The organism is Gemmatimonadales bacterium, assembly GCA_036265815.1.
Taxonomy (GTDB): domain Bacteria; phylum Gemmatimonadota; class Gemmatimonadetes; order Gemmatimonadales; family GWC2-71-9; genus CAVVWJ01.
In genome coordinates, this window is the sequence record DATAOI010000030.1 from 81381 (window position 1) to 93188 (window position 11808).

General features: G+C 68.4%; 12 protein-coding genes. All 12 read left to right on the forward strand.

Annotation, left to right across the window (positions count from 1 at the left end; genetic code table 11):
• Window positions 1–61 precede the first annotated feature (61 nt).
• The 12 genes from VHR41_06520 to VHR41_06575 all read left to right on the forward strand — a co-directional run bounded on the left by VHR41_06520 (window position 62) and on the right by VHR41_06575 (window position 11807).
• The gene (locus tag VHR41_06520) at window positions 62–778 is read left to right on the forward strand and encodes a hypothetical protein (GenBank protein HEX3233832.1); all 717 of its coding nucleotides are present in this window, start codon (window positions 62–64) and stop codon (window positions 776–778) included.
• An 11-nt stretch (window positions 779–789) separates the two neighbouring features.
• Window positions 790–1404, forward strand: a complete 615-nt coding sequence (locus VHR41_06525) for an aminodeoxychorismate/anthranilate synthase component II (GenBank protein HEX3233833.1) — start codon at window positions 790–792, stop codon at window positions 1402–1404.
• A 92-nt stretch (window positions 1405–1496) separates the two neighbouring features.
• Window positions 1497–2243 (forward strand): 3-deoxy-manno-octulosonate cytidylyltransferase, encoded by a 747-nt coding sequence (gene kdsB, locus VHR41_06530; protein ID HEX3233834.1) that lies wholly within the window; start codon window positions 1497–1499, stop codon window positions 2241–2243.
• A complete protein-coding gene (locus VHR41_06535) occupies window positions 2197–3912 on the forward strand; it encodes a CTP synthase (GenBank protein ID HEX3233835.1) in 1716 nt (571 codons plus the stop codon). Before kdsB ends, VHR41_06535 begins: the two co-directional genes overlap by 47 nt.
• Window positions 3912–4712 carry a 3-deoxy-8-phosphooctulonate synthase gene (gene kdsA, locus VHR41_06540; GenBank protein ID HEX3233836.1) on the forward strand — a complete coding sequence of 267 codons (801 nt, stop codon included), beginning with the start codon at window positions 3912–3914 and terminating at the stop codon, window positions 4710–4712. The genes VHR41_06535 and kdsA overlap by 1 nt, the downstream gene beginning before the upstream one ends.
• 7 nt (window positions 4713–4719) lie before the next feature.
• Complete coding sequence (locus VHR41_06545) at window positions 4720–5259, forward strand: HAD hydrolase family protein (GenBank protein ID HEX3233837.1); 540 nt, start codon at window positions 4720–4722, stop codon at window positions 5257–5259.
• Window positions 5249–6214 carry a KpsF/GutQ family sugar-phosphate isomerase gene (locus tag VHR41_06550; GenBank protein HEX3233838.1) on the forward strand — a complete coding sequence of 322 codons (966 nt, stop codon included), beginning with the start codon at window positions 5249–5251 and terminating at the stop codon, window positions 6212–6214. The genes VHR41_06545 and VHR41_06550 overlap by 11 nt, the downstream gene beginning before the upstream one ends.
• The gene (gene lptC / locus VHR41_06555; protein ID HEX3233839.1) at window positions 6211–6771 is read left to right on the forward strand and encodes an LPS export ABC transporter periplasmic protein LptC; all 561 of its coding nucleotides are present in this window, start codon (window positions 6211–6213) and stop codon (window positions 6769–6771) included. The genes VHR41_06550 and lptC overlap by 4 nt, the downstream gene beginning before the upstream one ends.
• Window positions 6768–8177: a hypothetical protein gene (locus VHR41_06560; GenBank protein ID HEX3233840.1), complete on the forward strand. Its 1410-nt coding sequence runs from the start codon at window positions 6768–6770 to the stop codon at window positions 8175–8177. Before lptC ends, VHR41_06560 begins: the two co-directional genes overlap by 4 nt.
• Complete coding sequence (lptB, locus tag VHR41_06565; GenBank protein HEX3233841.1) at window positions 8174–9337, forward strand: LPS export ABC transporter ATP-binding protein; 1164 nt, start codon at window positions 8174–8176, stop codon at window positions 9335–9337. The genes VHR41_06560 and lptB overlap by 4 nt, the downstream gene beginning before the upstream one ends.
• On the forward strand, window positions 9334–10854 hold the full coding sequence (gene rpoN / locus VHR41_06570; GenBank protein ID HEX3233842.1) for an RNA polymerase factor sigma-54: 1521 nt from the start codon (window positions 9334–9336) through the stop codon (window positions 10852–10854). The genes lptB and rpoN overlap by 4 nt, the downstream gene beginning before the upstream one ends.
• Window positions 10851–11807: a glycosyltransferase family 2 protein gene (locus tag VHR41_06575; protein ID HEX3233843.1), complete on the forward strand. Its 957-nt coding sequence runs from the start codon at window positions 10851–10853 to the stop codon at window positions 11805–11807. The genes rpoN and VHR41_06575 overlap by 4 nt, the downstream gene beginning before the upstream one ends.
• Window position 11808: the final 1 nt, after the last annotated feature.

An 11808-nucleotide genomic window follows, 5' to 3' on the forward strand; every position in this document is an offset into this window, starting at 1 on the left:
GAAACATATTTACTCCAGTCACCGTCGTCCGCCGGATGCTGGGTCTCGGAGCGGAGGGTCTATGCGAAACTACTGGATACGGATCGCGCTCGGGGCGCTGGGCATCTTTGCCGTGGGGATGATCGGGGTCACCCTGGCCCGCCGGGGTATGGCCAAGGTCAGCGACGTGGTCGCCGGCACCGGGCCCATCAGCATCCCCCTGGCGATCATCCCGTTTCAGCTCAACGGCAACAAACTGGGCAACCTTCAGCGTCTGGTGCTGTACCGGGAGACCCCCAAGAAGGTGTCCTCGGTGCAGCTCGAGGTGAAGCTCACCGACTCGCTTCTGGCCCGTGGGCTGGAGGGGTGCCGCCTGGCGGCCAACCTGGATAGCGAAAATCGCCACGGCCCCGGCATTCACGTCCGGACCGGCAGCGGGAACAAAGGCACCTTCTGGTGCAGCAAGGAAGGGGCGGATAGCGGGCTGGTGGAGTACGGGCACGCGGTCTTCCACCCGGGTGAGATCACCGTGCCGCTGTTGTTGCCGCAGGACCTGGTCGACGATCTGCGGAAAGGCGATTTCGGCGACGATGCCGACTCCTCCGATCTCGCCGACTCCATCAGCGACGCTGTCGAGGCGCGCGCGGAATCGATCTCCGATGCCGCCGAGCGGATGGCCGATTCCATCAGCCGGCGAAGCGAGAGTCTCGCCGACTCCCTGCGGTCCGAGGGGGCACGCCGCGCCGACTCGGCGAGGACGGCGCCGCGACGCATGGCGGACTCCGCGCGCGCCCGCTAGCTTCGGAGTCCATGCTCTTCGTCCTCGACAACTACGACAGCTTCACCTACAACCTGGTCCAGTATGCCGGCGAGCTGGGCGCCGATCCGGTGGTCTACCGGAACGACGCGCTCACGGTCGCGGACGTCCTCGCCCTCTCGCCCGGTGCCATCGTCATCTCGCCCGGGCCCTGCACCCCCCGCGAGGCGGGGATCTCGGTCCCGCTGGTCCGCGCCGCGGCCGGCCGGGTGCCCCTGCTCGGTGTCTGCCTGGGTCATCAAGCCATCGGCGATGCCTTCGGCGGCCGCGTGGTGCGGGCCGACCGGCTGATGCACGGAAAGACCACCATGGTCCAGCACTCCGGCCACATGCTGTTCCAGCAGATCCCCAGCCCCTTCGAGGCCATGCGCTACCATTCGCTGGTGGTCTCGCCCGCGGGTCTGCCGGCAGAGCTCGAGGTCACCGCGTGGTCCGCGGACCGCCCGGCCGGCAGTGAGATCATGGCGTTGTGCCACCGGACGCTGCCCATTTATGGGGTGCAGTTCCACCCCGAGTCGGTCGGCACCAGCCAGGGAAAACGCCTCCTGACGAACTTTCTGGCACTAACCCGGGATGGCGCCACCCTGAGCCCGGCTGGTGTTCCCTAAGACTCTGGCCCGCAGGCTGATAGCCGTTACCAACGGGACGGTTCGGGAGGCGGCATGAGTTTTGACTGAGTTGCCGCGTCCGATTACCTTCCATGATGCGCGTCCTTGGTGTCATTCCGGCTCGTCTAGGCTCCACCCGACTCCCTCACAAACCGCTCCAGTTGCTGGCCGGTGAGCCGCTCATCACCCGGGTGATTCAGCGCGTCATGGAGCACGGACTGGTCGAGCGGCTGGTGGTAGCGACGGACGCGCCGGCCGTCGCTGAGGTCGTCCGACAATCGGGCGTGCCGGCGGTGCTGACGGATGCGGGGCACCTCTCGGGCACCGACCGGGTGGCCGAGGTGGCCCGGCGCCGCGAGTTCGCCGGGTTCGACGTGGTGGTGAATGTCCAGGGGGACGAGCCGTTCCTGAGCCGCGAGGCCGTGGCTGGCGCCCTCCAGCGGGTGGACGAGGGCGACGACGTGGGTACCGCAGCCGCGCCGCTCGAGCCCGCACTCGCGGCGGATCCCTCCCGGGTCAAGGTGGTCACGGACGCGCGGGGCCGAGCCCTCTATTTCTCGCGATCCGTCATTCCCCATCGCCGCGACCCGGGCGAGCCGGCCGACGAGCTCTACTGGCAGCACCTGGGCATCTACGCCTATACCCGTGCTGCGCTGGAGTGCTGGGTCCGCGCTCAGCCGAGCCCGGCGGAGCTTGCGGAGCGGCTAGAGCAGCTCCGGGCGCTGCACTATGGGCTCGCCATCGGGGTGAGCCGCCTGGCCGAGCCGGCGTTGCCAGGCATCGATACGCCGGATGACCTTCGACGGGCAGAAGCCCACTGGCACGCACTACAAGGGTGAGACTATGACCACGGGTCCCAACGCGACCAAATACATCTTCGTCACCGGCGGCGTCGTCTCCTCCCTCGGGAAAGGCATCGCCGCCGCTTCATTGGGACGGTTGCTGGTCGAGCGCGGGCTCGCCGTGACGATGCAGAAGTTCGACCCCTACATCAACGTCGATCCCGGTACGATGTCGCCGTTTCAGCACGGCGAGGTGTTCGTCACCGACGACGGCGCGGAGACCGATCTCGACCTGGGCCACTACGAGCGCTTCATCGACCGCTCGCTCTCCCAACAGAACAACGTGACCACGGGACGGATCTACCAGACGGTGATCAACAAGGAGCGCCGCGGCGAGTACCTCGGGTCTACCGTTCAGGTCATCCCCCACATCACCGACGAGATCAAGAACGCCATCCGGCGCACCGCTCCCGGCCACGACGTGGTGATCACCGAGATCGGCGGCACCGTGGGCGACATCGAGGCGATGCCGTTCCTGGAGGGAATCCGGCAGTTCCGCCAGGAGGTCGGGCGGGACAACGCGCTCTTCATCCACCTGACCCTGGTGCCGTTCATCGCCGCGGCGGGCGAGCTCAAGACCAAGCCGACGCAGCACTCGGTGCGGGACCTGATGCAGCTCGGGATCCAGCCCGACATCCTCATCTGCCGGAGCGAGCAGCCGATCTCTCCCGACATCAAGCGCAAGATCGCCCTCTTCTGCAACGTGGACTTCGGCTGCGTGGTGGAGAGCCCGGACGTCACCTCGATCTACGAGATCCCCCTGCGCTTTCTGGAGCAGGGGCTCGATCGCGAGGTGTGCCAGCGCCTCCGGCTGGAGACCAAGGACCCCGATCTCCGGGGCTGGAAGGCGATGACCGACCGCATCCTGCATCCTTCGCACCGGGTCCGGATCGCCGTCGTGGGCAAGTACACCGCGCTGCACGATGCCTACAAGTCGGTGAGCGAGGCGCTGATCCACGGTGGCATTCCGCACGACGCCAAGGTGGAGGTCGAGTGGATCCCCAGCGACCGGTTCACCGACCAGGCCGCCGCGGGCCGGCTGCTGAAGGAGTTCGACGGATTGCTCATACCCGGCGGCTTCGGCGAGCGCGGGGTGGAGGGCATGGTACAGGCGATCCGCTGGGCCCGGGAGAACGACCTGCCGTTCTTCGGGATCTGCCTCGGCCTGCAGGTCGCCATCATCGAGTTCGCCCGCCACGTCTGCGGTTTGCCGGACACCAACAGCACCGAATTCGCCCCCGATTGCGAGTCGCCGGTGATCGCCCTCATGCAGTCCCAGCGGGACGTGAGCGATCTGGGCGGCACCATGCGGCTCGGCGCCTATACGGCGCGACTGAGGCCCGGGTCGCGGGTGGCTCAGGCGTACGGAGTCAACGAGATCAGCGAGCGGCACCGGCACCGGTGGGAGGTCAGCAACGCCTTCCGCGACGTGTTGGCGGAATACGGGCTGCGTCTCTCAGGACAGTCACCCGACGGCGGCCTGGTGGAGACGATCGAGCTCCCCGATCACAGCTGGTTCATCGGATGCCAGTTTCATCCGGAGCTCAAGTCGCGCCCCACCCGGCCTCATCCGCTCTTCGCCGGGTTCGTCGGTGCCGCGCTCCGGCGCCGCCTGGGAGGGCCGCCCACCCCCGCGCCGAAGGAGCTGGTCGAGCTGGCGCGCTGATGGGATGGACCTTTGGCCGCGTCCCTTTTCTGATTGCCGGCCCCTGTGTGGTCGAGCCGGGGGACGTGCTCCCGCGCGTGGCGGATGCGCTCGCCCGGCTCTCGCACGCACGCGGCATTCCGGTCTGCTTCAAGGCCAGCTTCGACAAGGCCAATCGGGCGCAGCCCGGCGCCACCAGAGGCCCCGGGCTGGACGAGGGCCTCCGGGTGCTGGAGCGGGTGCGCGCCTCGAGCGGCCTGCCGGTGCTCACCGACATCCACGAGTCGCAGCAGGCGGCGCCGGCGGCCGCCGTGGTCGACGCGCTGCAGATCCCGGCCTTCCTCTGCCGGCAGACCGATCTGCTGCTGGCGGCGGGCGCCACGGGCAAGCCGGTGAACGTGAAGAAGGGGCAATGGGTGGCGGCCGACGGGATGGCGGGCGCGGTCGGCAAGGTGCGGAGCGCCGGGTGCACCGATGTCGCCGTCACCGAGCGGGGCACCTTCTTCGGCTATGGCGACCTCGTGGTCGACATGCGCAACTTCGCCCGGATGCGTCAGGCCACCGGCGCGCGAGTGCTGTTCGACGCGACGCACGCGGTGCAGCAGCCGGGGCAGGGGCCGGGGGGCGCGAGCGGTGGCCACCGCGAGTTCATCCCGCAGCTCCTGGTGGCCGCGGCGGCGGCAGGTGCCGATGGCTTCTTCGTGGAAACGCATCCCGATCCCGCTCGCGCCTTGAGCGACGCGGCGACCCAGTGGCCGCTCGACCGTCTGGACGAGCTGGTCGGCCGCACACTGGACGTCTGGGCCCGGGCGCATGATTGATCCGGCCGTGGCGCGTCGCATCCGCGTGCTCGGGCTCGACGTCGATGGCGTGCTGACCGACAACGGCGTCTTCCTCGGCCTGATGGACGGGGAGGCGGTCGAGCTCAAGCGATTCGATATCCAGGACGGACTCGGCCTGGTGCTGCTGCGGAGCGCGGGGCTGCCGGTCATCTGGCTGAGCGGCCGATCGTCCCAGGCCACGGCCGCGCGGGCCCGCGAGCTCAAGGTCGAGGAGCTCCTTGAGGTGGCGGGCCCCGAAAAGCTGCCCGCATTCGCCGACCTGCTGGAGCGGCGGGGCATCGGCTGGGACGAGGCCGCGTTCGTGGGAGATGATCTGGCGGACCTCCAGGTGCTCCGCCGGGTGGGGCTGCCCATCGCGGTGGCGAATGCGGTGGCTGAAGTGAAGGCCGTCGCGTCCTACGTGACCCGCGCCTCGGGCGGGCACGGCGCGGTCCGCGAGATCGCCGAGGCACTGCTGAAGGCTCGGGGGGAATGGTCCGACATTCTACGACGCTACTTCACGGAGCCGGCACACCGTGCCGTTTGACACGCCGGTCCTGATCGAGCTCGGGCGCCGGGTCCTCCAGGTCGAGGCCTCGGCGGTGGCGAGCGTGGCCGGCCGCCTCGACGAGCGCTTCGCCCGGGCGGTGCGCCTGCTGGCCGCCGCCTCCGGGCGGGTCATCGTGTCCGGGGTAGGGAAGTCGGGCCTGGTGGCGCGGAAGATCGCCGCCACGCTGACCTCGACCGGAACGGCGGCCGCCTACCTGCACCCGGTCGACTCGCTCCACGGCGATCTCGGCATCGTCGGCGGTCAGGACGTCGCCATTGTCTTGAGCAAGAGCGGAGAGTCGGAAGAGCTGTTCGGATTGCTGGGCTCGCTGCAGCGCTTGGGCGTGCCCATCATCGCCATCACCGGCGAGACCGACTCGACACTGGCGCGGTGCGCGGCCGTGACGCTCGATGCCGCCGTGGCGGAAGAGGCCTGCCCCCACGATCTGACTCCGACCAGCAGCACCACCGTCGCCCTCGCGCTGGGAGATGCGCTGGCCGTGGCGCTGCTCGAAGTGAAGGGATTCCGCCGGGAGGACTTTGCGGCGCTTCACCCGGGTGGCAGCCTGGGCCGGAGGCTCCTGCTCCGGGTGCGCGACGTCATGCTGCCGGCGGGGCACATTCTGGGGCCCACGGCCACCATGCACGAGGCCGTCGTGGCCCTGGCCCGCGAGCGTGGGCTCGCAATGGTGGCTGAGGACGGCCGGCTGATCGGCGTGCTCACCACCGGCGACCTCACCCGCCTGGCCGAGCGGGATTCGGCATTCCTCGGCTGCGCGGCGGTGGCGGTGATGACCCGGACACCGAAAACCGCCTCGCCCGCGGAGCTGGCCGCCTCCGCCGTCGGCACCATGGAGCGCTTCGGGGTGATCGCGCTTCCGGTGGTCGAGGCCGACGGGACCATCCTCGGGTCGGTACACCTCCACGACCTCATGCGTGCGGGGGCGGTATGATGCGGGGTGGGTGGGTGGTCTCCGGCGCGCTGGCCCTCGCGGCCCTCGGAGGGTGCGAGGAGTCCGGCGCCAAGCCGACCACCACCCTGCAGGCCACCGACAGCGCCGACCAGGTGCTCGAGGGGTTCTCCCATTATGTGACCAAGGAGGGCGTGCGGCGGAGCCGGGTGGAGGCGGATACCGCCTACTTCTACGAGAACACCCAGATCACCGACCTGCGGCGGATCAAGGTGGTCTTCTACGACCTCAAGGGCGAGGAAAGCTCCACCCTTACCGCCCAGCGGGGGACGTACCATTGGCAGGACGGCTCGATGGAGGCCAACGGGCACGTCGTGGTGCTGACGCCCGATCAGCGGAGACTTCAAACCGAGCGGTTGCGCTATGACAATGCCGCCAACACCATCTCCACCGACCAGCATTTCACCTTCGATCGAGGCACCGAGCACCTGGAAGGGAACAGCTTCAGGTCCGATCCCGACTTCAAGAACGTGGTGACCGATCGTCCCCGGGGCGTGGCGGGCAACGGCGTGCTGCTGCCCGGACAGGAGCAGCAATGAGGCGGCGGCTCACGGGCGCCGTCGTCTGGCCCCAGCTCGCGGTAGCGACAGCGGCCGGGCTCCTTCTGGCCGGGGGACTCGCGGCCCAGGTGCCCGTGGCACCTAAACCCAAACCCGGGCCCCAACCGGCCGCTCCCGCCGAGCAGCCGCAGCGCTGCATCTTTCAGGTCGACAACGTGGACCGGCAGGGCAGCGTGATCGAAACCCCGTCCGGGACCAACTACTTCGCCGGGGGCAACGTTCGGCTGAGCTGCCGGGGCCAGCGGATCTCCATGCGCAGCGATAGCGTCGCGGCCTACGCTGGCAACGTCGTGCAGTTCATCGGCAACGTGAAATACCGCGATTCGACACTCACCATGGACGCCGACTTCGGGACCTATTACAAAGCCGGCGAGCGATGGGAAGCGCGGGGTCGGGTCGTCACCCACAACCTCAAGAGCGGCTCCGCTCTCACCGGCCCCTCGCTGGACTACTTCCGTGAGGTCAAAGGGGTCCGCGACACCCTGGAGATGTACGCCGTGAGCCGGCCGAAGATCCGCTACTTTGCCGAGGACTCGGCCACGGCCAAAGAAGTCGAGCCGTACATCATCGTTGCCGACCGGGTGCGCTTCAAGGGGAGCGACCGTCTCTGGGCCGGCGGCAAGGTGACCATCGACCGGAGCGACTTCGCGGCGCGAGGCGACTCGCTGAGGCTGGATACGGGGACGGGGAGCGATGGCACGCTCATCGGGGGAGAGCCGACGCTCCGCGGCCTCGGTCCCGACAGCTTCCGGCTGACCGGCCGGCGGATCGATCTGGCGCTGGAGCGCCGGGAGCTGAAGGGAGTGGTGGCCAAGGGCACCGGCCACGCTGTCAACCGCGACTGGGACCTGGTGGCCGACACCATCGTGCTCGATCTCAAGCGGCGGAAGCTGGAGCAGACGCTGGCCTGGGGAAAGCAGACCCGGCCGTTCGCCACCTCACCCCAGTACGCCATGCGGGCCGACTCCCTGGCGCTGGATACGCCGGATCAGCGGCTCCGAGAGGTGCGGGGCTTCGGCGGGGCCTGGCTGGGTGGTGACATCGATTCGGTGACCAAGGATCGAGACTGGATGAAGGGAGATACCCTGGTGGCCCAGTTCGCGGCCCGGGACTCCGCCGGGAAAGCGCGCTCGGTGTTGAGCCGGATCGAGGCCCGCCGGTCGGCGCAATCCTATCACCTGGACCCGAACGCCAAGGCGCCCCGGCGGCCCTCCATCAATTACGCCCGCGGTGATGCCATCGTGGTGACCATGCGGCCGCCCCCGGCGGAGGGAGTGGACCGGGTGGACATCCGTGGCAAGGTCGACGGCATCCAGCTGGAGGCGGCCGCCGACTCGACCGCCACGCCTGCCGACTCGGTCCGGCCGAAGCAGGCGACGCCGTGAGCCAACCCGAATGGATCGCGGGACTCGGCGATCGCGACCCGTCGGTGCCGATCGCGCTGGCCGCCATCACGCGCGCGGCCGGCCCTGGCGACACCGTCGGCTTCTCCGACCTGGTGATGAGCTACCGGGAGGCGCACCTCGCCTGCTACGCCGAGCTGAGCGGCTTGGGGGAGCAGGAGATCTCCGGCGACGAGGTTCGCGACCACCTGGCTCGCTCGGTCCTCCCCCGCTTGACCACCGAGGGGTGGATTCTGGATACCGCCGATACCGGTTGGGAGCCGGTGCAGGCCAGGGTCGTCTGGTGGAGCGGGAGCTCGGAGGAGCGGGAGGGGGTGTATCAGGCCCTGCTGGCGGCCGCGCGGCGCGCCGTGCAGCGCTCCAAGATCGTCACCCCGCAGCGGACGTCGGCCAGCGTGCTCGAGGGGGTGGACCTGTCCAAGAGCTTCAAGGGACGGCGGGTGGTGGACCGGGTGAGCGTGCAGGTGCGGCAGGGAGAGATCGTGGGGCTACTGGGTCCCAACGGGGCGGGAAAGACGACGACCTTCTACCTTATAACGGGGCTGATTCGGCCCGATGCCGGGCGGGTCCGTCTCGATGGCCACGATCTCACCCGCTCCCCCATGTACCGACGGGCCCGCGCCGGCATCGGCTACCTGGCTCAGGAGCCGTCCATCTTCCGGAAAATGACCGTCGAGGAAAATATTCTTGCTATCCTTGAGACCAGGCGGTTGGGACGGGAGGAGCGCCAGCGGCAGCTGGACCGCATGCTGGACGAGCTGTCGATCAAGCATCTCCGGCGGAGCCGAGCCTACTCGTTGAGCGGCGGGGAGCGGCGGCGGCTGGAGATCACCCGGGCTCTCGTCACCGACCCCAAGTTCATGTTGCTCGACGAGCCGTTCGCCGGCGTCGATCCCATCGCGGTCCACGATATTCAGACGATCGTCGCCGGGCTGCGCCACCGCGGGATCGGCGTGCTGATCACCGACCACAACGTCGAGCAGACTCTCGACATCGTGGATCGGGCCTACATCATGTTCGAGGGCAAAGTGCAGGCCTCCGGCACCGTGCGTGACCTCGTATACGACGATCGGGTCGCCCAGCTCTACCTGGGCCCCACCCTGACGGCGCGCCTCCGCGCCCGCCTGGAGGCCGTGGCATGAGGACCGGCCTGTCTCAGCACACCAGCATGCGGCAGGAGCTGCGGGTCAATCCGCGGCTCTATCAGGCCATGGACATGCTCTACATGCCCATGATGGACCTGCAGCAGCACCTCAAGCAGGAGCTCCTGGCCAACCCCTTCCTGGAGCTGCTGGAGCCGGAGGACGAGACGCCGGAGCAGAAGGCCGCCGAGGAGCAGAAGGAACAGAAGGAGAAGGAGGAGGAGGTGGATTGGGAGGAGATCCTGCTCAACGGGTTCGAGGTCGGGGGCACCCGGGAGCAGTACGAGCAGCTGGAATACACCGAGCCGGTCACGGTAGAGACCCGGGACCTCATCGATCATCTCCGCGAGCAGCTCCAGATGATGACCCTGAGCCCGCGGCAGCTGCTGCTGGGCGAGGAGTTCCTGGGGAACATCAATGAGGAGGGGTATCTCGCCGCCAGCCTGGAGGAGATCCTCGAGTCGGTCAATCAGCTCGTCAGCGGGCATGTCGCCCCCCGTCCCGAGCCCTCGGATCCGACCGAAGGGCCCGACGCAGAGTCTGACGAGCCCGGCGAGACCGAGCCGGCCAGCCCTCCGCCGCCCGACGCGCTGCTCTACACCATGGCCGAGGCGGAGGAGATGCTGCACATCATTCAGCGGCTCGACCCGCCCGGCATCGGCGCGCGCGATCTGCGCGAATGCCTCCTGATCCAGCTCGGCGAGCAGGCCGACACCACGTCGCTCACCTATCGCCTGGTCAACGAGGCGTTCCCCGATCTCATCGCCCACCGGTGGAACGAGCTGGCCAAGCGCTTCGGAGTGGATCCCGCCGGCGTGCAGGCGGCGGCCGACGAGCTCGCGCGGCTGGATCCCAAGCCGGGACTCAAGTACGCCTCCCAGAGCGACGGCTACATCATTCCCGACCTGATCGTGGAGAAGATCGGCGGGCGCTATCAGGTGTTCCTCAACGACACCGGCATGCCCCGGCTCCGGCTCAGCCGCTCCTACCAGGAGATCGCCCGCGACAAGAAAAAGATGACGCCGGAGAATCGCGAGTTCATCGCCTCCAAGATGAACAGCGCCAATTGGATGATTCAGGCGATCGAGCAGCGGCGGCAGACCATGCTCAAGGTGATGAACTTCATCGTCGACCGGCAGCGCGACTACTTCGAGAAGGGTATCGAGTACCTCCGGCCTCTCACGCTGCGCGAGGTGGCGGAGGTCATCAACATGCACGAGTCCACCGTCAGCCGGGTCACCAACGAGAAGTTCGTGCAGACGCCCCGGGGCGTGCTGCCCCTCAAGTTCTTCTTCTCCAGCGCGCTCTCCACCGCGTCCGGGGAGGACGCGAGCGCGCGCTCGATCCGGGCCAAGCTGCAGAAAATGGTGAGCGAGGAGAACAGCGCCAAGCCGCTCACCGACCAGCAGATCGTCCATCTCTTCCAGGAGCAGGGCATCCAGATCGCCCGGCGGACCGTCGCCAAATACCGGGATCAGCTTGGCATCCTGCCCGCGCGCATGCGGAAGCGGGTATGACCCTCGCCGCCGCCGAGACGCTGGACGTCAGCGTCCTCGTTCCGGCGAAGGACGAGGCCGACAACCTCCGCGAGTTCCTCCGGCTCTGCGCCGCCGCCCTGACCCCCGCCGGATTCAGCTTCGAAGTCGTGATCGTGGACGACGGCTCGCGGGACGAGACCGCCCGGCTGCTGCGCGAGCTGCAGCGAGAGTACCCCTTCCTCCGCGTCGTGACCCACCGGCGCCAGCGGGGCATCGCCGACGCGCTCCGCTCGGCCGCCGACGTGGCGCGGGGCGACGTGTTCGTCTTCTACCCCGCGGACCTGCAGTATCTGCCCGAGGACATTCCCCGGCTGGTCGATCCGATCCTGCACCAGCGTGCCGACATCGTGACCGGCACCAAGCAGGGCAAGTACGAGAAGGCCTTCGTCTCCGGGGTCTACAACGGGCTCTGCCGCTGGCTGTTCGGGGTGGGCGTCAACGATCTCAACTCGGTCAAGGCCTACCGCCGGGAAGTCATGCTGGGCGTGCCGCTCCGACCCGACTGGCACCGGTACATGGTGGTCATAGCCGCCGCCGACGGCTACCGGCTGACGTCGGTGCCGGTGCCGCTGTACCCCCGTCGGGCCGGCACCTCGAAGTTCACCTGGAAGCGGATCCCGGTGGGGATCTTCGACCTGATCAGCGTCTGGTTCCAGCTTCGCTTCGGCCGCAAGCCGATGCTCTTCTTCGGCATCGGCGGCGCCGCGCTGTTCGTGATCGGCTTCCTCGCCGGCATCGTGGCGCTGGTGCTCCGGTTTGGCTACGACATCGGTCTCCGACCGTTGCTCAACTTGGTCGAGACCATGGTGATCAGCGGTATCGTGCTCTTCGGGTTCGGGTTGCTGGGTGAGATGATCGCCGGCCTGCAAGAGGAGACGCGGGCGCACGCCCGTGCGCTCGCTCGACTGGACAAGCTCGACCTGCGGGACTGAA